Source organism: Flaviaestuariibacter flavus (assembly GCF_004337505.1).
GTDB classification, from domain to species: Bacteria; Bacteroidota; Bacteroidia; order Chitinophagales; family Chitinophagaceae; genus Flavisolibacter; species Flavisolibacter flavus.
The window spans coordinates 47,895-66,682 of record NZ_SJZI01000042.1; the positions used below are offsets into that span (position 1 = coordinate 47,895).

An 18,788-nucleotide genomic window follows, 5' to 3' on the forward strand; every position below is an offset into this window, starting at 1 on the left:
GATGACGTTTTATAGCAAGGATGCACGGGACGGGGAAAATAGCCGCGCTACCGAATGTGTTGCCGATTTTCGCTCCAGCGCACGCAGCTTCTCCAGCAACTCCTTCGCGGTAACGATGATGAATTCAGGCTGCTCCAGCCCGCGGCTTCCCACAATGCCCCATTTAACGGAAAGAAAAAGCTTTCCTCCGCTGCGCTTGGTGAGCAGCACCGTTACCGGCTCGCCGGCGGGCACTGAGTCGAAGTGTGCCACGTCGACGGAAAAGCTCCCTTCCACGATGCTGTTGCTGTTGTGAAAAAGGAGGAAAGCGGCACCTTCTTCGAGTGGCGCGGCGGTAACATCGAATGCTGTGCTTTCTTCGCCCTGTTCGGTAAAACGGCTGCAGGAGATGAGCCCGAGCACCGGGCAATGAAAAGAATAATAGCCGGTGCCCACGCGGTGCGCTACGGGTGCCGCGTTGTTGCGGGCAAAGCGGTTGCCCGACTTCAGGTCATAAATGGCGTTCCAGTTGAGGCGGCCGCCTTCGCGGCTGCCCGTGAAGAGCTGCATGCCGGGGAGCTTTTCTTCGAAGGGGAATTCCAGGTCCACAAGAACGCCGGGGCGCAGCTGGCAGTCGGCATCTGCGGCGCGGGCTTCCACCAGCACGGCACCGGCGGTTTCCAGCAGTCGTCCGAAAGAGACGGTAGAAATACGGGCGCCGATCATGTCGGCCGGGGTGTAAAATTCGCGCAAGGTAATGGTGACCGGCCCCGCCGGCTCGCTGCCGTCGGCCAGCACCAGGCTGTTGGGCGGCAGGGTGAGCACGGTGCCGCGCCAGCCGTTGACCACGTTGTGGGCCCGCGGGTCGATGGGGTGCACCAGCACACTACCGTCGGCCGATGCCAGCAATTCATCGAGCGATCGGGTTTTGGAAGATTTGCCTGCTTTGGCAGCGATGCGCGGCGCGGGGACTGGCAGCTCCCTGCGGGATAAGCTTTCCGCCGGGCGGGGCACCTGGGCCTCCGGCGCGGCGGCCGGGCTGCAGGAAAAAAGAGCAAGGCCCAGCAGGGCCGAAACAGTTGGTGTGCGCAGCATACGCGGACGTATTTAGGTTGAAGTTTTTCACCCTCACAACACGGCTGTTCCGGTCACACACGGAGCCTGCCCCTACCAAAAAACAAAAAACCGGTACAAGGGATAAAAAACGGGATACCCGTAACGTTATTGCAGGAACGAAGAATTTCTTTTCAAACGCGGAAGCGTCACGAGGTTCGGAAGGTTGGTAGAAAATAGTTCGGCAGGGAAGGGCTGGCAGAGAACACGTACCAATTAACCAATAGACCAATTAACCAATATACAAAGCCCCCGGGGTATCCGGGGGCTTCGCCAGTTGTTTCTGTATTTCGGTTATACGAGTTCGATGTCGAAGTTCACCAGCTCCTGGAACTGGCGGATGCGGGCTTCGATATCGGCCTTGCTGAGTTCGCGGAGGCGCTCGGTGCCGAACTTCTCCACGCAGAAGGAAGCCATGGCCGAACCGACGATGATGGCGGTCTTCATGTTTTCGTAGGAGATGTCCCTGGTGCGGGCGATGTGGCCGATAAAGCCGCCGGCAAAGGTGTCGCCGGCACCGGTGGGATCGAATACGTCTTCGAGCGGCAGGGCCGGTGCAAAGAACACGTTGTCGCCGTGGAAAAGGAGCGCGCCGTGCTCGCCCTTTTTGATGATCAGGTACTTGGGACCCATGGTGAGGATCTTGCGGGCAGCCTTCACCAGCGAGTATTCGTTGCTCAGCTCGCGGGCCTCGGAGTCGTTCACCAGCAGCACGTCCACTTCCTTGATCACTTCGAGAAGGTCGGCGTGCGCCACTTCCATCCAGAAGTTCATCGTGTCCATCACGATGAGGCGGGGACGCTCTTTCATTTGCTTGATCACGCTGTGCTGAACGGCGGGAACGAGGTTGCCCAGCATCAGGAACTCGGCGCCCTGGTACGATTCCGGCACGATCGGCTCGAAGTTGGCCAGCACGTTGAGCTGGGTGTCGAGCGTATCGCGGGTATTCATATCCATGTGGTAGCGGCCGCTCCAGAAGAAGGTCTTTTCATCCTTTTTGATTTGTACGCCTTCCATGACCACACCGCGGTCTTCCAGTACGGTCAGTTCTTCCTTGGGGAAGTCATAGCCCACCACGGAGAGCTGCCGGATCGGCTGGCAGAAGTTGCTGGCACTCCAGGCGATATAAGTGGCGGCTCCGCCGATGATGCGGTCGCTTTTGCCAAAGGGGGTTTCAATAGCATCGAAGGCCATGGAGCCTACAACCATTAACGACATAAGAAATTCCAGTGTTTTTGAGCGATGAAGATGGCGGAAAAGGCCATCGCCCGACGAAAAGAAGGGCGTGCAAACCTAAGCCAATCGGGCAGGATGCCCAAAAAAAAGCGGCCCGGGGCCGCATGGAGATGTCAGATGTCAGATGTGATGAGGTCAGATTTGTACCTGCTTTTAACTCCCTCCCTTTTGGCGAGGGCCGGGGAGGGGTCTAAAACCGGATGCCGATCGAGCCGCCGATGCGGAAGCCGGGCAGGAAGCCGCTGTAGTTGGTGCTCACGGTACGGGCGTTTTCATCAACAACAATGTTTTTTGCGAGCTGATCGCCCACAAGCGGTATATCGTTTACCGCGTCGCGGATCTGCCGTTCTACATCCTGGCGGCGCCCCGGTACAAGGTTCCAGGGCAAATTATTATTGGGGTCATGGAAGACGGCGTCCACTTTACCCGTATTGGCCTCGGGTCCCAGCAGGAACAGGTCGAGCGTCACCACTTTTGCAATCACAAACTGGACACCCAGCTGGGCGCCAATGCCAAAGGTGGAGCTCTTTACCGTAAGGTCGTATTCGTCGCCTTTCACCAGCGTATTTTCATCGTAAACCCCGTTGCCTTTGTAATTCACATATTTCAGGAAGGGCTCAAAATAGAATCCGCGCATCGGCTTTTTCCCGAAATACATGCGGTAGCCGCCCTGCAGGAAAAACGTCTTGTTCGTGATTTGGTAGTCGGAACCGTTGTCTTGGCGGTGGAAAGTAGATTGCACCGGGATGCCCACGCCGAAGGTGATCGACTTCTTGTTCTTGTAGTTGTATTCGCCGTGAAGGGCAACATTTCCGAAAGAGAGCCCGCCGGGGTTCCACTTCACCGCCCATTGGCGGGCGGCCGGGTTCTGTACCTTGATTTTTTCTTTTTCGGTCTGGGCCCGGGCGCTGCCGCAGAAGAGCGCTGCCGCAAGCAGTAGTTTAGTTGATTTACGCATAATTCAGGTTGGGTTGAGAGCTGTAAAAGTACAGGCCGGCGCGCAAATGACATAGCCGGCGGCCGGAATGCGCGCTTTGGCCCCCGTCGGGCAGCACCGGCGCCGCATCCCCCGGGTCGGGGACCCTGAACCCCTCCGGGGGCTTCCGATGAACCAGCCATCCCTTACTCTGGGAAACGCGCATGCCTCCGGCATGCCTTTCTTTCCCTTTTTTGAGGGAGCGCCACTCCCTCCCCTTTTGGAGCGGGTTGGGGTGGGGCCGTGTTCCGTATCTTCGCGCCGCTTTGCTATGATCCACTTCCATCCTCTTACAGTGAAAAAGGTGCAGCGGGAAACCGACGACTGCGTGTCCATCACCTTCAACGTGCCCGCCGACCTGCGGGAAGCCTTCCGCTTCCGCGCGGGGCAGACCCTCACATTTCGCAAAACCCTCGACGGCGAAGAGCTGCGCCGCAACTACTCCATCTGCAGCTCACCCCTCGAGGGGGTGCTGCGCGTAGCCGTGAAGCAGGTGCCCGGCGGCAAGTTCTCCACCTGGGCCAACACGGAACTGAAGGCTGGCGACACCCTCGAGGTGATGCCGCCCACCGGCAAGTTCTGCATCGACCTCGACGCCACCCAGCGCCGCCAGTACGCCTTCTTCGCCGCCGGCTCGGGCATCACACCCGTGCTGTCGCTCATCAAGACGGTGCTCGCCACCGAGCCCGGCAGCCAGTGCACTCTTGTATTCGGCAACCGCAGCAAGAGCTCCATCATCTTCAAGGAGGAGCTGGAGGCGCTCAAAGACAAATACATCGACCGCTTCCGCATCTACCACGTGCTGAGCCGCGAGCGTACCGACGCCGCCGTCAACTACGGCCGCATCGACCGCGACAAGTGCGCCCTGCTGGTAGACAAGCGCCTCCTCGATCTTAACAGCACCGACCACTTCTTTATCTGCGGGCCCGAGGAAATGATCTTCTGTGTGCGCGACTTCCTGCAGGACGCGGGCGTCGACGGAAAGCGCATCCACTTCGAGCTTTTCACCGTGCCGGGCCAGAAAGGCTCCACGGTGCATACCGAAACGCAGCCCGTGGCCGACAGCGGCCCGCGGAGCGCCGTAACGGTGAAGCTTGACGGCATCGCCTTCGACTTCGAGCTGGCGCAGAACGGTCACAGCATCCTCGACGCTGCCCTGAAGCAGGGCGCCGACCTGCCCTATGCCTGCAAGGGCGGCGTATGCTGCACCTGCAAGGCCAAACTCCTCGAGGGTACCGTGAATATGGACCAGAACTGGGGCCTCGAGCCCGATGAGGTAGCCGCGGGCTTCATCCTCACCTGCCAGGCCCACCCGACGACGGGAAGGGTGGTGGTGGATTTTGACGCGAAATAGAACCGCTCCCCGGCGCCCTTTGTTAAAGCGAAAATCAACGGTGCCCGGAAACGTAAATTTGTAAGGATAAACTACCGAATATGAGCGTACAGGAACTCGAGAAAATCTTCCAGGACAAGGTCGATGCCGAAGTGCGGATCGAGCCCAAAGACTGGATGCCGGAGAAATACCGCCAGAACCTGATCCGCCAGATCTCGCAGCACGCGCACAGCGAGATCGTGGGGATGCTGCCCGAGGGCAACTGGATCTCGCGGGCCCCGTCGCTGAAGCGCAAGCTCATTCTTATTGCCAAGGTGCAGGACGAGGCAGGCCACGGCCTTTACCTCTACAGCGCCGCCGAAACCCTCGGCATTTCGCGCGACGAGATGACCGAGCAACTGCTCTCGGGCAAGGCCAAATATTCCTCCATCTTCAATTACCCCACGCTTACCTGGGCCGATATGGGTGCCATCGGCTGGCTCGTGGATGGCGCCGCCATCATGAACCAGGTGCCGCTCTGCCGCACCTCCTACGGACCCTATAGCCGTGCCATGATCCGCGTGTGCAAGGAAGAAAGCTTCCACCAGCGCCAGGGCTTTGAGTCGCTGCTGGTGCTGAGCCAGGGCACCGGAGAGCAGAAGGCCATGGTGCAGGACGCCATCGACCGCTGGTGGTGGCCAAGCCTGATGATGTTCGGGCCCACCGACGATGCCTCGCCGCACTCGCAGCAGTCGATGCGCTGGAAGATCAAGCGCTTCTCCAACGACGAGCTGCGCCAGCGCTTCGTGGATATGATCGCCGAGCAGGTGAAGCTCCTCGGCTGCACCCTGCCCGACCCCGAGCTTAAATGGAACGAAGCGCGCGGCCACTACGATTTCGGCCCCATTAACTGGGAGGAGTTCTGGAACGTGGTAAGCGGCAACGGTCCTTGCAACAAGGAGCGCCTCGCCGCCCGCCAGAAGGCCTGGGACGAAGGCGCCTGGGTGCGCGAAGCCGCCGTGGCCCATGCGGAGAAGCGGGCTGCCCGCCGCACCGCGCAGGTAGCATAAAATCTCAGATCTCTGATCTCTGATCTCGGATCTGTTCGAAGAATTCAAACTATAAAGCACATTGCGCTATGCAACTGTTTCGCAGGTTTTTTTACGGAGATTATGACGCCATCCAGAAGGGTGGCGAACCCGGACCCACCCCCGGCCCCTCGCAAAGGGAGGGGAGCGCCGCCCCCCTTCCCCTCGGGAAGGAACTGGGGGATGGGTCTGAATGGCCTTTATGGGAAGTCTTCATCCGCTCCAGGCAGGGCCTCGACCACAAGCACGTAGGCTCGCTGCATGCCGCCGATGCCGCCATGGCCATCGAAAACGCCCGCGATGTATATACGCGCCGCCAGGAAGGCGTATCGATCTGGGTGGTGGAAAGCAAATTCATCCACGCCTCCAACCCCGACGAAGCCGAATCGTTTTACGAGCCGGCGAACGATAAAGTTTATCGTCATCCGACCTTTTACGACCTGCCGGATGAACTGACGCATATGTAAAATACCGCAGAGAAAGAACGCTGATTCCGCAAGCGGAATGCGCAGATTGGTTATGATGTACGGGCATGGTACCGATACCTGCGTACATCATAACAGATCATAAAAAATCTGCGTTCCTTCTCTCTTCTCCAGGCATCACGAATCTAACTTCTACACACGTGGCACAACAGCACTTCGAATACATCCTGCATCTCGCCGACAACGCCCTCATCCTCGGACAACGTAATGCCGAATGGTGCGGTCATGGGCCGGTGCTGGAGCAGGACATCGCCATTACTAATATCTCGCTCGACCTCATCGGCCAGGCGCGGATGCTGTTTCAGCATGCCGCTGAAATCTATAACGCCATGGACGATGCCGGCAAAGCATCGGTAGAAAAGCTGCTGCCCCGCACCTGGAAGACCTATGGCCGCGAGTTGCAGGAAGACGATCTCGCCTTCCTCCGAGACGAGCGCCAGTACCGCAACCTGCTGCTTACCGAGCTGCCGAAAGGCGACTGGGCACAGACGATCCTGCGGCAGTTCTTCTTCTCCGCCTTTCAATACGCGCAATACGAGGCGCTGCAGCAAAGCGGCGACAGCACGCTTGCGGCCATCGCCGAGAAGTCGCTCAAGGAAGTGACCTACCACCGCCGCTGGAGCGCCGAATGGGTGGTGCGTCTTGGTGACGGTACCGAAGAAAGCCGCCGTCGCATCGAAGGGGCGCTGCAGGAGCTCTGGCCCTTTACGGGCGAGGCCTTCAAGGCCGCCGGTTTTGAAGACGGTGATTTCGCCCCCGATCCCGCTCGCTTCCGTGCGGCCTGGGACGAGCGCGTAGCCGCGGTTTTTGCCGAAGCCACGCTTGCCGTGCCCGCTACCGGCACCTGGAGCCAGGAGGGCGGAAAGCGCGGCATCCACACCGAATACATGGGTTACCTGCTGGCAGAGATGCAGACCCTGCAGCGCAGCTATCCGAATGTGACCTGGTAGGATGGAAATCTTTCGATCTCGGATCTCAGATCCCAGATCGGAAGCCTGGCAATAAAGTTAAGATCTGAGATCTGACATCAGCCATCTGACACTAACTCTGTGCTTTCTGAAGATGCAATATGGACCCTGCTCGCGGATGTCAAAGACCCCGAGATCCCGGTGCTTTCCGTGCTGGACATGGGCATCATCCGTGCAGTGTCGGTGACCGGCGACGCGGTTGAGATCGTCATCACGCCCACCTACTCGGGCTGTCCCGCGATGGATGTCATCGCGATGGACATACGTCTCAAGCTGATCGAGCGGGGCATCCGCAAGGTGCAGATCCGCCACCAGCTTTCACCCGCCTGGACTACCGACTGGATGTCGGAAGCGGGCAGGGAAAAGCTCCGCGCCTTCGGAATCGCGCCGCCCAACCCGAAGCAGCAATTCTGCAGCACCGATATGTTCGTGGAAGAAGCCGTGCAGTGTCCCCGCTGCGGTTCCTGGAACACCGAGCTCATCTCGCAATTCGCCTCCACCGCCTGCAAGAGCATGTACCGCTGCAGGGATTGCAAGGAGGCCTTTGATCATTTTAAATGTCATTGACGTCAACCGGGAGTTGCTTGCGTGCGAAGCCGACGGGCAGCGCCCGTCATTGCGAGCGGAGCGAAGCAAACTCCTCAATTACGCAGGGTGGTCGTGGCCATAAGGAGCTTTCGCATCGAAGCTCTCTCCGGCAACAGCCAGTCTTTAGGTCGGGGAGTTTGCTTCGCTCCGCTCGCAATGACGCTTCGCGTCGGCGGCGCCTACCAGCCATTCCGGATTCCCGATTCCGAATCCCCTAGTTTTGACCCCCTAAAGTCCTGCTGATGTCATCAATCCTTTTCGAAGTGCGCGACAGCATCGCCCACATCACCCTCAACCGCCCGGAGAAATACAATGCCTTCAACCGGGAGATGGCCCTGTCCCTGCAGGCGCGCCTCGACGAATGCGCCGACGCGGCCATCCGATGCGTGTACCTGACGGGTGCGGGCAAGGCTTTCAGTGCGGGCCAGGATCTCGACGAGGTGGTAGCACCCGATGGCCCGGATATCATCAAGATCCTCGGCGAGCATTACAATCCTATCGTGCGCCGCCTCCGCCGCCTCGAGAAGCCGGTGGTAGCCGCGGTGAATGGTGTGGCCGCCGGCGCCGGCGCCAACATCGCCCTTTGCTGCGACGTGGTGGTGGCCGCCCGCTCCGCTTCCTTTATCCAGGCCTTTTCGAAGATCGGGCTCATCCCCGACAGCGGCGGCACCTACTTCCTGCCACGGCTGGTCGGCCTCCAGAAAGCATCGGCGCTTTTCATGCTGGGGGATAAGGTGGGAGCGGAGGAAGCCGAGCGCATGGGCATGTGCTACAAGGTGCTCGACGATGCCGGCTTTGCCGAAGAATCGCTGAAGATTGCGCAGACGCTGGCGGCCATGCCCACGCGTGGGCTCGCGCTGACGAAGCAGGCGCTCAACAACTCGCTGAGCAATCACTACGACGACCAGCTGCACGACGAAGAATTGCTGCAGGAAAAAGCTGGCGCCACCTACGATTACAAGGAAGGCGTGCAGGCATTCCTGGAAAAAAGAAAACCCGTTTTCAAAGGAGAATAGGGGAAGAGTGAAAGAACGCAGATTTTTTATGATCTGTTATGATGAAGGCCGATATCGGTACCAACATCCGCATAAATCATAACCGATCTGCGTATTCCACTTCGGTGGAATCAGCGTTCCGTCTCTCCCCGCATCTAAACGATTATCATGACAAATGAACTCGCCCGACAGGTAGTGGACCAGATGATGCGCAACGACCGCTTCAGCCAGTGGCTGGGCATCGAGGTGCTGGAGACGGGCCCGGGCTATAGCCGCATCCGCATGACCCTGCGCGAAGAGATGCTGAACGGCTTCGGGGTGGTGCATGGCGGCATCGCGTTCTCACTGTCCGACAGCGCCTTCGCATTTGCCTGCAACAATCGCAACAACCTATCGATGGCGCTTGATACCAGCATCAACTTCCTCAAGCCGCTGCAACCCGGCGACGTGCTCACCGCCGAAGCACGCGAGGTGCACAACGGCCGCAGCACCGGGCTTTACATTATCACCGTCACCAACCAGGAAGGCACACAGGTGGCGCTTTTCAAGGGCACCTGCTTCCGTACCGGCAAGCCGCTGGTGACGCCGGAGAATTCAATTTAGACACGCGGGAAACGCGGAATCATTGATAAAACGCAGAAGGCATCGCGCAAGCGATGCCTTCTGCGTCATTGTGAGCGAAGCAAACTCCTTAAGCAACGCACGCCTTAATAGGCCGCAGCAGGAGGAAGCGTCTTTCCATTTCTCCGTTCGCGGGCGACACGCTTGCCACGGAAGAAAAGATAGAGGTTCAAGAAGAGCATGACGCCCAGGTAGAAGGCGAAGCCGCCGATCTTGGTACTCAGCTCCTCGAGCAGCACGCGGCCGGTGGTGAGCTCGGGCCCGATCTCCATGATGTGCAGGGCGAAGCCGATATTGAGCAGGTAAAAACCCGTTTCGAAAAGCTTATTGGTCGCCAGCGCAATCTCGGCGCGGCCATTGAAAATATCCATCATAAACACCCGCGCATTTTTGAAAAGCGTGTAGGCCACATACCAGGTAAGCAGGATGACGATAGGCAGGTAGATCAGGTAGGCAGTAAAATTATACGAGTTCATATATCAGGATTTTAGTTCCATCATTTCGGGGCGCTTGCGGAAGAGAAACAGCACGCCCATATTGCAGAAGTGGATGCAGCCGAGGGTGAGCAGGATGCGCGCCGTCATCAGGGTCACCGATACGAGCAACTCGGTCCGGTTGTGCACGGTTTCCCAGTTGCGCAGCATGAGGGCGGCATAACCCAGGTTGAGCAGGTAGTAGCCGGTAAGGAGCAGCCGGTTGACCGCTTCCGCCAGGGCTTCGTCGTTGCGGAAGAGCGCCAGGAGGTAGAAACGGCCGTTTTTGTAAAAGCGCCATCCCACGTGTACCGTTACCCAGTAGGTAATCGTGAGGTACATCAGGTAAGCGATCGGGTTCATTTCCTGCGTTTGTAAAACAAAGCTATATCTGGAATTTTATATTTTCAAAAAATATTGAAAGTTTGATAAAATAATTTTCATTTGTCGCTTCATGCACTGGCTAATTTGCCTCTTCAACCCCGTCATTTGCAGGAAACCCTTTTCGCACTTTTTCAGCAGCACCCCGGCTGGGCCGTTGCCATCTCCTTGCTGGTCAGCACCTTAGTGGCGGTGCTGGGTTTGGTACCGAGCGTATTCGTTACCGCCGCGAACCTCGCGTTTTTCGGGTTTGGCGGCGGCCTGGCGGTATCCTTTGCCGGTGAGGCAGTGGGCGCGGTGATTTCCTTCCTGCTTTACCGGCGGGGCTTCCGGCAGCGTACCGCTGCCGCGCTTACGCGCTTCCCGCGGCTGGAGCGTTTAACCGCCGCACAGGGACGTGAAGCTTTTGGTCTCGTGTTGTCGCTGCGCCTGCTTCCTTTTGTGCCGTCGGGCCTGGTGACCTTCGCTGCGGCGGTGGGCCGTATTTCTACGGGATCCTTCATCCTGGCCAGCACCATCGGCAAAGCGCCGGCGCTGGTGCTTGAAGCCTACTCGGTTTACGAGGTCGGACGCTTCTCTGGCACCGGCAAGGTCATCCTGGTACTTGCTGCACTCGCGCTTCTTTTCTTCGTCATCCGGAAAACTTTCGCCCAGCCTTCGAAACCTTAAGAACCTCAAATACCTTTTTCAATGATCTACGAATTCAACGGCATCCGCCCCGTGATCCATGAGTCGGCTTTTATTCATCCACAGGCGACCGTCACCGGCGACGTACAGATCGGGCGCGACGTATATATCGGTCCGGGCGCGGCCATCCGGGGCGACTGGGGCCGCATCGTGATCGAAGACGGCTGCAACGTGCAGGAAAACTGTACCGTGCATATGTTTCCCGGGGTAACCGTCCTGCTGAAAGAGGGCGCCCACATCGGGCACGGCGCCATCATCCACGGCGCTACGGTTGGCCGTAACTGTTTGGTGGGGATGAACGCTGTGCTGATGGATGAGGTAGAGCTTGGCGATGAATGCATCGTAGGCGCGCTCGCCTTTCTCAAGCAGGGCGAGAAGATCCCGCGGCGCTCGCTGGTGGCAGGCAACCCGGCACGCATCATCCGCGAAGTTTCCGATGAGCAGATCGCCTGGAAGTCGGAAGGGACGCGGCTTTACCAGCAGCTGCCCCGCTGGTGCCACGACAGCCTGAAGCCCTGTGAGCCGCTCCGCCAATGGGTGGAGCAGGAACCGCTCGTCCGTAGCGAGTACAAACCCTTCAAAAAATAAATGGATGGACGGCGAGGAAACGCCGCTGAATTCTATCTAAATTAGAGTTCGTTAACACCAATTATTTAATTCAAAACCGCTGATAATGAACAAAACTTTACGCACCGGCGTTATCGCCGCCGTGCTGGCTGGCACCGCTTTCACCGCCAAAGCCCAGAACGAGCGCTTCGCATACGCCATCACCGATGCAACAAAGGACGGCTTCAACTGGAGCGTGCTGCGCAAGATCGACCTGAACACCGGTGAGTATGGACCGGTTCTGTTCAACGGCCTTGAAGGCAACGTTACCGTCTACGACGCCGCTACCAAAAAGCCCCTGACCCTCACGCCCGATGCCCGCTACGGCAACGCGCTCAACATCCCCTTCAGCACCGGCGTTGCCGCCGCGGCCTACGACCCGCAGCACGACCGCATCTGGTTCACCCCGATGTTCATCGACCAGCTGCGTTATATTGATCTGAAGACGATGAAGGTGCACTACGTTGCCGACAAAGCCTTTACCGGGCTCGGCAGCATGCACAATGCCGAAGGCAAGTGCATCACCCGTATGGTAATCACCCCCGACGGCACCGGCTACGCCATCTCCAACGACGGTAATACGTTTCTGCGCTTCACTACCGGCAAGAAAACGGAGATCCAGAACCTCGGCGCGCTGGTGGATGATCCCGCCAACGGAACCGTGTCGGTACACAACCGCTGCTCTTCTTTCGGTGGCGACATGATCGCCGACAACGAAGGCAACCTGTACGTTGTTTCCGCCCGCAACATGGTGTTCAAGGTGTCTACCGAAAACCGCGTGGCTACGCTGCTCGGTTCCATCCAGGGCCTGCCCGCCTCCTTCACCACTAACGGTGCCGTGGTAAACGCCGATGGCAACCTCGTAGTGACCAGCGCCGTTGACGGCAGCGGCTCTTATGTAGTGAGTCCCAAAGACTGGAGCGCACAGATCCTCAAGAACGGTGCTTTCCACAGCTCCGACCTCGCCAACAGCAACTACCTCGCTACCCGCCGCAACCCCAGCGTCATCGAAACGATCACGGGTGTGAAGTCGAACCTCTCCGACAACATCCAGGTGTATCCCAACCCGGTTACCCGCAATCGCTTCTCGATGCAGTTTACCAAGGTGCCTTCCGGCGATTACACGCTGCAGATCACCGATGCCAACGGAAAGACCATCCAGACGCGCCGCGTAAGCGTAACGATGGACAGCCAGGTGCAGGACGTAGCCCTGTCGGCCGCCAGTGCCCGCGGTGTTTACCTGGTACGCCTCGTAGACAACAATGCGAAGAGCGTTTACGAGCAGAAAGTGCTCGTTCAGTAAATAGCGACAAGCCAATTGCTTATATCGAAAGGCCTCCTTCACCGGGGGCCTTTCTTTTTGGTCTGCTTTTATAAGGTACTTTTGACGATTCAAACCCCTGATGATTGGAGAAGAGCAACTTTGTAGACCAGATCCGCATTTTCGCGCGCAGCGGCCACGGTGGCGCCGGCTATAAGCATTTCCGCCGCGACAAGCTGACCGCGATGGGCGGCCCCGACGGCGGCGACGGCGGCCGTGGCGGGCACATCATCCTGCGCGGCAACCGCAATCTGTGGACCCTGCTGCACCTGCGCTATTATAAGAACGTATTGGCCGAAAACGGCGAGCGCGGCGGCGACGCCAACCGTACCGGGCGCGATGGCGAGGACATCATCATCGAGGTGCCGCTGGGTACCATCGCCCGCGACGAAGAAACCGGTGAGAAGGAAGTCGAGATCCTCGAAGACGGCCAGGAGGTCGTGTGGCTTCCCGGCGGAAAAGGCGGCCTCGGCAACTGGCAGTTCAAAAGCCCCACCAACCAGGCGCCGGAGCATGCGCAGCCCGGCCTGCCCGGTATCGAGGGCTGGAAGGTGCTCGAGCTGAAGGTGCTGGCCGACGTGGGCCTCGTAGGCTTCCCGAATGCCGGCAAGTCGACCCTGCTCTCGGCGATCACGGCCGCCAAGCCCAAGATCGCCGACTATGCATTCACCACCATCACCCCCAACCTGGGCATGGTGGAGTACCGCGACGGCAAGAGCTTCTGTATCGCCGACCTGCCGGGGATCATCGAAGGCGCCGCCGAAGGCCGTGGCCTCGGGCATCGCTTCCTGCGGCACATTGAGCGTAACTCGATCCTGCTGTTCCTCATCCCCGCCGACAGCAAGGACCACCGTGAGGAGTTCAACATCCTGGTGCGTGAGCTGGAAGAATACAACCCCGAGCTGCTGCACAAAAGCTTCATCATAGCCATCAGCAAGAGCGATATGCTCGACCAGGAGTTGAAAGATGCCATTGCAGCCGAGCTGCCCGGCGATGTGCCGCACCTGTTCATTTCCTCGGTGACCAACCAGGGCCTGCAGGAGCTGAAAGACCTGATGTGGACCACGCTCAACAAACAAGCATAAGAAAAGCGCCTCCGGGCGCTTTTTTATTTCTTAAGAAGATTTTTGCAAGGTGATCCCGGTCAGGGCGCGCTGCGGCCATCCGTAGCACTGCGCCGGTGGAAGCCGCGCTTTTCGTGCAGGCGGGTGAAAATATGATTGATGCTGCTGCGCAGCTCGTCGAGGTGCGCGGGCGCCGAGCGGGCGTGTACGGCACGGCGGAACTCTTCGTTTTTCTGAAGGTAGAGTTCGTATAATGAAAAGAATTCGATTCGTTGCAGGCGGTCGTTCATGAGGGGGACTTTGATCTTAATTATCCAAAGGCCATACCTGTTTTTGCCAAAGGCCCGGAGCTTAGACCGCCGCTTCCGTTTTATCGGCGGGAGCGGAAAAAGCGTCGCTGCATTCGAAAGCGGGTCTTCCCGGCCACGGCCAGCCCTGAAAAATGGGAATTTTCGACCCCAATGGGAGCCGGGATTTTGTCTAACGTCCGTGGATCAATCAATAAACAAAGTGAAACTATGGCAGAGCTTAAGGTATCCTTCCCAGCCCGTTCTAAGGGTTTCCTAATAATAAATATCGCCTGTTTGACTTTTCGGGGGTGCTGGTACGTTAATTTTGTCCCTGCCAACTGAACCCCCTTAACGTATGATTTCCAAGTTCAATCAGATTTTTGACAACCACATCGCCCTTCGGGATCGTACCACCGGTTTCCGCATTTTCGTTACGATCCTGATCCTCTTTCACATCCTGGTGCTGATGATCGGCATCCCGATGAGCGGCCTGCTGCACATTGCGGCGCGCTGACATCCCGTGAAACAAATTCTTTCGAAAGGCAGGTGTATTCCTGCCTTTTTTCGTGCCCTTCGTTAAAAACGTCTTTGCCGCTCCGCCCGGCAATAACCGAACATTAAGTAGGTTTGCCCACCTTAAATGTTTTGCATATGAAGAAAATCTTTATGGCCGTATTGCTCCTGGTCTCCGTCAGCTTCCGCGCGGCGGCCGACGAGGGCATGTGGCTCCCGATGCTGCTGGGCCAGCAGGTTTACAACGACATGGTGAAGAAAGGCCTCAAGCTCACCAAGGAACAACTGTACAACGTCAACAAGGCGTCGCTGAAAGACGCGATCCTGATCTTCGGCAACGGCTGCACCGGCGAGATCGTGAGCAACCAGGGCCTCGTGTTTACCAACCACCACTGCGGCTACAGCGTCATTGCCGGCGCCTCCACCGTGGAGCACAACTTCCTGCGCGACGGCTTCTACGCCAAAAACTTCGGCGAAGAGATCCCGGGTGCCTCGCAGAACCTCACCGTGCAGACCCTGCTCCGCATCGACGACGTGACCGCGCGCGTGCTCGACTCGCTCAAAGGCCTCACCGGCCAGGAGCGCCTCACCCGCCAGGCCGCCGTCATCGCCACCATCAACCGCGAGATGAGCGACACTGCCAGCTTCATTGAAACGCGCATCTCGCCGTTGTTCAAGAACAACCAGTTCCTGGCCTTCCGCTACCAGCGCTACAACGACGTGCGCCTCGTAGGCGCGCCCCCCGAGAGCCTCGGTAAATTCGGCGGCGACACGGACAACTGGGAGTGGCCCCGCCATACCTGCGACTATTCCATCTTCCGTATTTATACAGGCAAGGACGGCAAGCCCGCCCGCTACAGTGCCGACAACGTGCCGATGAAACCCAAGTGGTACCTGCCCGTGTCGCTCAAAGGTGTAAAGGAAGGCGACTTCGCCATGACCTGGGGCTACCCCGGTTCTACCAACCGCTACGAGAGCGCCCTTGGCGTGAAGCTCGCCACCGACATCAACAACCCCACGCTGGTAAAGCTCCGCGACATGCGCCTCAAGTACATGTTCGAGGAGATGAAAAAAGACCCGGCCATCAAGCTGCAGCTGGCTTCCGACTATGCTTCCATTGCCAACTACTGGAAGTTTTACGACGGTGAAACAAAGCAGTTGCTGAAATACGATGTTTACGGACAGAAAAGCAAGAGCGAAGCAGCCTTCACGAAGTGGGCCGCTTCGAAGCCGGAGTACGCCAACATTTTCCGTGACCTTGAAACGGCATACAGCGAATGGCGCCCTTACGCCATGCACCGCCAGTACATCAACGAAGGCATCCTCGGCTCGCCCCTGCTCGCATTCGCCGCTTCGCTGCAGGGCCTTGAAACCCAGCTGGTGAAGCCCGGAACTTCTTCGGCCGACATCCAGAAGTCCGTTGCCGCCGCCGACCGCGCGCGCAAGAGTTTCCTCGCCGCGCACAACCGCACCTCCGACCGCAACATCGTAGCCGCCGTGCTCATGATGTACCAGCAGGATATCCCGAAGGACCAGCAGCCGCCGAGCCTTTTCGAATCGATCCGCAGCGAGTACGGAAAGCTCGATAACCCCGCTACCTACGACAAGTATGCGACGGCCGTGTTCAGCAACACGATGATCCTCGACGACGCAAAGTGGGCCGCCTTTGTGCGCAACCCGGATGCCACCGTGCTGCAGCAGGACCTCGCCTACAACCTCGCCACCACCTTCACGAAGAACTACAGCGCGAAGTACCTCCCGCGGTTCCAGCAGTTCACCGCGAAGAACAACGAGTGGGGCCGCCTCTACCTCAAAGGCATTATGGAGCAGAATCCCGCCAAAGCGAAAATGATGTACCCCGATGCCACCTTCACCATGCGTGTGAGCTACGGCAAGGTAGGCTCCTACTCGCCCCGCGATGCCGTGAAGTACGACTACGTGACCACCGCCCGCGGCCTGATGGAGAAGTATGTGCCCGGCGACTACGAGTTTGACCTGCCGAAGGAAGTGGTGGAGAAAGCAAAAGCCAAAGACTGGGGCCAGTATGGCGATGCACGCACCGGCTCGCTTGTAACCTGCTTCATCACCACCAACGATATCACCGGTGGCAACTCGGGCTCGCCCGTTATCAACGGCAACGGTGAGCTCATCGGCCTTGCCTTCGACGGCAACTACGAAGCCCTGAGCCATAAGCTCGCCTTCGACAAAGACCTCAACCGCACCATCTGCGTCGACATCCGCTACGTGCTCTGGTGCGTGGATAAGATCGGCGGTGCGTCGAATATCGTGAAGGAGCTTTCTATCCGTAAGTAGAAAGATTCAGGAAAGCTGTTTCAGGCCCCCGGCGGAAGCGTCGGGGGCTTTTTTTGACCCGGCGCTCCGGCAGCATGGCATCTTTTTTCCTGCTCATTGGTTATACGCACATGGCCAGCACTCCACTCATCATCCTCGCCGGCGCCACCGGCCACCTCGGCCGCCGCATCGCCCACCACCTGCGGGTGCGCGGTGCCTCTGTGCGCGCACTGGTGCGGACCGGTTTCGACCCCTTCGTGATTGGGGAGCTGAAGCACAAGGGCGTTACCGTAGTGATCGTTGACTATAACGACACCGGCGCCTTGGCCGCGCTCTGCGCCGGCGGCCACTGCCTGGTGTCGGCGCTTTCGGGCCTCGAAGACACCATCGTAGGCACGCAGACGCAGCTCCTGCAGGCCGCGCTGGCGGCACAGGTGCCGCGCTTCATTCCTTCCGACTACTGCATCGACTACAACCCGCTGCCCGGCGGGCGCAACCGCAACCTCGACCTGCGCCGCCGCTTCGCCGACCGCCTCAACGCAGCCCCCATCAAGGCTACCGGCATCCTCAACGGTATGTTCACCGACCTGCTTACCGGCCCCGCGCCGGTGATCCTCGACCGCTTTCACCGCGTGCTCTATTGGGGCAGCGCCACACAGCAGCTCGACTTCACCACCATGGAAAACACCGCCGAGTTCACTGCCGCTGCCGCCCTCGACCCCGACGCGCCGCGCTACCTGCGGATTGCCGGTGAAGTGGCCACGGCGCAGGACCTTGCCCGCGATGCCGCGGCGGCCAAAGGACATCCCTTTAAGCTATTCCGCGCCGGCTCCCTCGGTACCCTGCGCGCCCTCATCGCCGTCACCAGAAGGCTGGCGCCGCAAAAGACCGAGGTATTCCCTGCCTGGCAGGGCATGCAATACCTCCACGATATGTTCGAAGGCCGCGTAAAGCTGGGGCCGCTCGACAATGGCCGCTACCCCGGTGTACGCTGGACGGGCGTGACCGACGTGCTGCGGAAGGCAGGTGCCTGAGCTGCGGGGTGCCGGAATATACCGGTCCGTAATGCCGGGAAAAGCGGCTACTGCCGGCCGGGGTTGCCCACAGCGGTATGCCGTAACTTTATTGTGCGCTAACCGAACGTTATGGCAAAGCAGACACTGAATGAAAACGGCCGTTTTCTAGTCGGTGAAGAGGTGGGACTTGCCCTGGTTGCCGGTGGCATCCTTGCCTGTCTTTCTGTAGCCGGACTGATCGCTTACATCTATTCGCGCACGCTTCCCGGATTGTATATGACCCTGGTAATGGGCTTCTTTGCCATTCCCTTTCTGAAGAAAGGCATTCAAAACCGTGTGAGCATCCGCGTGGATCGCAGCGGTTTTTATTATTACGGTGAGCAACTGTTTACGTGGGACGTATTTCACCGCGCGCTGGTGGTGCAGGAAGATGTGTTCGGCTCCCTGCAGGACCACTTTTACCTCGTGCTCGAATATGAAAAGCCGGAAGGCCTTATTCGCCGCCGCATTCGGCTGACCAACACGCAAAACAAATCGGAGGAAGAAGTGATCGGAGCCATCCGTTTTTACAGCAGCAAGGCAAAGGGCGAAGAGCAGGCCTGAATCACGCCGGGGGCAGCGCCGCCGGCGATAAAAAAAGCCCTCCTTGCGGAGGGCTTCCCTATGAAAAGTAACCGTAAACTCTTTGGTGAGGTGTCTGTTGTTCTATTCGTCTATTGGTAACACGGTCTGCGCAATCCCTTTCCTAAAGTAGGTTGGCAGGCCAAGCGCTTACCAACTAACC

At 58.6% G+C, this 18,788-nt stretch carries 21 protein-coding genes; 15 read left to right on the forward strand and 6 right to left on the reverse strand.

The window, feature by feature from the left end; translation table 11 throughout:
• Window positions 1-9: 9 nt before the first annotated feature.
• From EPD60_RS08185 to EPD60_RS08195, 3 genes are all read right to left on the reverse strand, one after another.
• Window positions 10-1,074, reverse strand: a complete 1,065-nt coding sequence (locus EPD60_RS08185; RefSeq protein ID WP_131448658.1) for a hypothetical protein — start codon at window positions 1,072-1,074, stop codon at window positions 10-12.
• A gap of 312 nt (window positions 1,075-1,386) precedes the next feature.
• Complete coding sequence (locus EPD60_RS08190) at window positions 1,387-2,310, reverse strand: PfkB family carbohydrate kinase (RefSeq protein WP_131448660.1); 924 nt, start codon at window positions 2,308-2,310, stop codon at window positions 1,387-1,389.
• A gap of 208 nt (window positions 2,311-2,518) precedes the next feature.
• Complete coding sequence (locus EPD60_RS08195; protein ID WP_131448662.1) at window positions 2,519-3,286, reverse strand: DUF3575 domain-containing protein; 768 nt, start codon at window positions 3,284-3,286, stop codon at window positions 2,519-2,521.
• Between the two features lie 289 nt (window positions 3,287-3,575).
• On the opposite strand from EPD60_RS08195, the gene paaE reads away from it, so the two are divergent.
• The 7 genes from paaE to paaI all read left to right on the forward strand — a co-directional run bounded on the left by paaE (window position 3,576) and on the right by paaI (window position 9,343).
• A complete protein-coding gene (gene paaE / locus EPD60_RS08200) occupies window positions 3,576-4,658 on the forward strand; it encodes a 1,2-phenylacetyl-CoA epoxidase subunit PaaE (protein WP_131448664.1) in 1,083 nt (360 codons plus the stop codon).
• Window positions 4,659-4,738: 80 nt separating this feature from the next.
• Complete coding sequence (gene paaA, locus EPD60_RS08205) at window positions 4,739-5,686, forward strand: 1,2-phenylacetyl-CoA epoxidase subunit PaaA (RefSeq protein WP_131448666.1); 948 nt, start codon at window positions 4,739-4,741, stop codon at window positions 5,684-5,686.
• A 68-nt stretch (window positions 5,687-5,754) separates the two neighbouring features.
• A complete protein-coding gene (gene paaB, locus EPD60_RS08210; RefSeq protein WP_131448668.1) occupies window positions 5,755-6,171 on the forward strand; it encodes a 1,2-phenylacetyl-CoA epoxidase subunit PaaB in 417 nt (138 codons plus the stop codon).
• Window positions 6,172-6,329: 158 nt separating this feature from the next.
• Window positions 6,330-7,139: a 1,2-phenylacetyl-CoA epoxidase subunit PaaC gene (gene paaC, locus EPD60_RS08215; RefSeq protein ID WP_243647787.1), complete on the forward strand. Its 810-nt coding sequence runs from the start codon at window positions 6,330-6,332 to the stop codon at window positions 7,137-7,139.
• Between the two features lie 99 nt (window positions 7,140-7,238).
• Window positions 7,239-7,724, forward strand: coding sequence for a 1,2-phenylacetyl-CoA epoxidase subunit PaaD (gene paaD / locus EPD60_RS08220; protein ID WP_131448673.1), 486 nt, complete (start codon window positions 7,239-7,241; stop codon window positions 7,722-7,724).
• A 263-nt stretch (window positions 7,725-7,987) separates the two neighbouring features.
• Window positions 7,988-8,761, forward strand: a complete 774-nt coding sequence (locus tag EPD60_RS08225) for an enoyl-CoA hydratase-related protein (RefSeq protein ID WP_207896566.1) — start codon at window positions 7,988-7,990, stop codon at window positions 8,759-8,761.
• Window positions 8,762-8,908: 147 nt separating this feature from the next.
• On the forward strand, window positions 8,909-9,343 hold the full coding sequence (paaI, locus tag EPD60_RS08230) for a hydroxyphenylacetyl-CoA thioesterase PaaI (protein WP_131448677.1): 435 nt from the start codon (window positions 8,909-8,911) through the stop codon (window positions 9,341-9,343).
• A gap of 104 nt (window positions 9,344-9,447) precedes the next feature.
• On the opposite strand, the gene EPD60_RS08235 is transcribed toward paaI, so the two are convergent.
• Both EPD60_RS08235 and EPD60_RS08240 read right to left on the reverse strand, forming a co-directional pair.
• A complete protein-coding gene (locus EPD60_RS08235) occupies window positions 9,448-9,837 on the reverse strand; it encodes a hypothetical protein (RefSeq protein WP_131448679.1) in 390 nt (129 codons plus the stop codon).
• Between the two features lie 3 nt (window positions 9,838-9,840).
• The gene (locus EPD60_RS08240; RefSeq protein ID WP_131448681.1) at window positions 9,841-10,197 is read right to left on the reverse strand and encodes a hypothetical protein; all 357 of its coding nucleotides are present in this window, start codon (window positions 10,195-10,197) and stop codon (window positions 9,841-9,843) included.
• A gap of 126 nt (window positions 10,198-10,323) precedes the next feature.
• Between EPD60_RS08240 and EPD60_RS08245 the strand changes: the two genes are divergently transcribed.
• The 4 genes from EPD60_RS08245 to obgE all read left to right on the forward strand — a co-directional run bounded on the left by EPD60_RS08245 (window position 10,324) and on the right by obgE (window position 13,914).
• On the forward strand, window positions 10,324-10,884 hold the full coding sequence (locus EPD60_RS08245) for a TVP38/TMEM64 family protein (protein ID WP_131448683.1): 561 nt from the start codon (window positions 10,324-10,326) through the stop codon (window positions 10,882-10,884).
• Between the two features lie 21 nt (window positions 10,885-10,905).
• Window positions 10,906-11,490, forward strand: a complete 585-nt coding sequence (locus EPD60_RS08250; RefSeq protein ID WP_131448685.1) for an acyltransferase — start codon at window positions 10,906-10,908, stop codon at window positions 11,488-11,490.
• Window positions 11,491-11,575: 85 nt separating this feature from the next.
• Window positions 11,576-12,811 (forward strand): T9SS type A sorting domain-containing protein, encoded by a 1,236-nt coding sequence (locus EPD60_RS08255; protein ID WP_131448687.1) that lies wholly within the window; start codon window positions 11,576-11,578, stop codon window positions 12,809-12,811.
• A 104-nt stretch (window positions 12,812-12,915) separates the two neighbouring features.
• Complete coding sequence (obgE, locus tag EPD60_RS08260) at window positions 12,916-13,914, forward strand: GTPase ObgE (RefSeq protein ID WP_131448689.1); 999 nt, start codon at window positions 12,916-12,918, stop codon at window positions 13,912-13,914.
• 59 nt (window positions 13,915-13,973) lie between these two features.
• Here obgE and EPD60_RS08265 read toward each other — a convergent pair whose 3' ends face one another.
• Window positions 13,974-14,183, reverse strand: a complete 210-nt coding sequence (locus EPD60_RS08265; protein WP_131448691.1) for a hypothetical protein — start codon at window positions 14,181-14,183, stop codon at window positions 13,974-13,976.
• A 355-nt stretch (window positions 14,184-14,538) separates the two neighbouring features.
• Here EPD60_RS08265 and EPD60_RS16945 point away from each other — a divergent pair, with 355 nt between their 5' ends.
• From EPD60_RS16945 to EPD60_RS08280, 4 genes are all read left to right on the forward strand, one after another.
• Window positions 14,539-14,697, forward strand: a complete 159-nt coding sequence (locus EPD60_RS16945) for a hypothetical protein (RefSeq protein ID WP_165871477.1) — start codon at window positions 14,539-14,541, stop codon at window positions 14,695-14,697.
• Window positions 14,698-14,834: 137 nt separating this feature from the next.
• Window positions 14,835-17,009: a S46 family peptidase gene (locus EPD60_RS08270; RefSeq protein WP_131448693.1), complete on the forward strand. Its 2,175-nt coding sequence runs from the start codon at window positions 14,835-14,837 to the stop codon at window positions 17,007-17,009.
• A 74-nt stretch (window positions 17,010-17,083) separates the two neighbouring features.
• The gene (locus EPD60_RS08275) at window positions 17,084-18,022 is read left to right on the forward strand and encodes an NmrA family NAD(P)-binding protein (RefSeq protein ID WP_207896567.1); all 939 of its coding nucleotides are present in this window, start codon (window positions 17,084-17,086) and stop codon (window positions 18,020-18,022) included.
• 111 nt (window positions 18,023-18,133) lie between these two features.
• On the forward strand, window positions 18,134-18,607 hold the full coding sequence (locus EPD60_RS08280) for a hypothetical protein (RefSeq protein WP_131448695.1): 474 nt from the start codon (window positions 18,134-18,136) through the stop codon (window positions 18,605-18,607).
• Window positions 18,608-18,788 lie beyond the last annotated feature (181 nt).

What these genes read in the sequence shown, in the direction of transcription:
- EPD60_RS08280 (WP_131448695.1), top strand. Translation starts at nt 18,134, where the DNA reads ATGGCAAAGCAGACACTGAATGAAAACGGCCGTTTTCTAGTCGGTGAA.
- paaE (WP_131448664.1), top strand. Translation starts at nt 3,576, where the DNA reads ATGATCCACTTCCATCCTCTTACAGTGAAAAAGGTGCAGCGGGAAACC.
- paaA (WP_131448666.1), top strand. Translation starts at nt 4,739, where the DNA reads ATGAGCGTACAGGAACTCGAGAAAATCTTCCAGGACAAGGTCGATGCC.
- paaB (WP_131448668.1), top strand. Translation starts at nt 5,755, where the DNA reads ATGCAACTGTTTCGCAGGTTTTTTTACGGAGATTATGACGCCATCCAG.
- EPD60_RS16945 (WP_165871477.1), top strand. Translation starts at nt 14,539, where the DNA reads ATGATTTCCAAGTTCAATCAGATTTTTGACAACCACATCGCCCTTCGG.
- EPD60_RS08195 (WP_131448662.1), bottom strand. Translation starts at nt 3,286, where the DNA reads ATGCGTAAATCAACTAAACTACTGCTTGCGGCAGCGCTCTTCTGCGGC.
- paaI (WP_131448677.1), top strand. Translation starts at nt 8,909, where the DNA reads ATGACAAATGAACTCGCCCGACAGGTAGTGGACCAGATGATGCGCAAC.
- EPD60_RS08265 (WP_131448691.1), bottom strand. Translation starts at nt 14,183, where the DNA reads ATGAACGACCGCCTGCAACGAATCGAATTCTTTTCATTATACGAACTC.
- EPD60_RS08250 (WP_131448685.1), top strand. Translation starts at nt 10,906, where the DNA reads ATGATCTACGAATTCAACGGCATCCGCCCCGTGATCCATGAGTCGGCT.
- EPD60_RS08270 (WP_131448693.1), top strand. Translation starts at nt 14,835, where the DNA reads ATGAAGAAAATCTTTATGGCCGTATTGCTCCTGGTCTCCGTCAGCTTC.
- EPD60_RS08240 (WP_131448681.1), bottom strand. Translation starts at nt 10,197, where the DNA reads ATGAACCCGATCGCTTACCTGATGTACCTCACGATTACCTACTGGGTA.
- EPD60_RS08225 (WP_207896566.1), top strand. Translation starts at nt 7,988, where the DNA reads ATGTCATCAATCCTTTTCGAAGTGCGCGACAGCATCGCCCACATCACC.
- EPD60_RS08235 (WP_131448679.1), bottom strand. Translation starts at nt 9,837, where the DNA reads ATGAACTCGTATAATTTTACTGCCTACCTGATCTACCTGCCTATCGTC.
- EPD60_RS08275 (WP_207896567.1), top strand. Translation starts at nt 17,084, where the DNA reads ATGGCATCTTTTTTCCTGCTCATTGGTTATACGCACATGGCCAGCACT.
- EPD60_RS08255 (WP_131448687.1), top strand. Translation starts at nt 11,576, where the DNA reads ATGAACAAAACTTTACGCACCGGCGTTATCGCCGCCGTGCTGGCTGGC.
- EPD60_RS08190 (WP_131448660.1), bottom strand. Translation starts at nt 2,310, where the DNA reads ATGTCGTTAATGGTTGTAGGCTCCATGGCCTTCGATGCTATTGAAACC.
- EPD60_RS08185 (WP_131448658.1), bottom strand. Translation starts at nt 1,074, where the DNA reads ATGCTGCGCACACCAACTGTTTCGGCCCTGCTGGGCCTTGCTCTTTTT.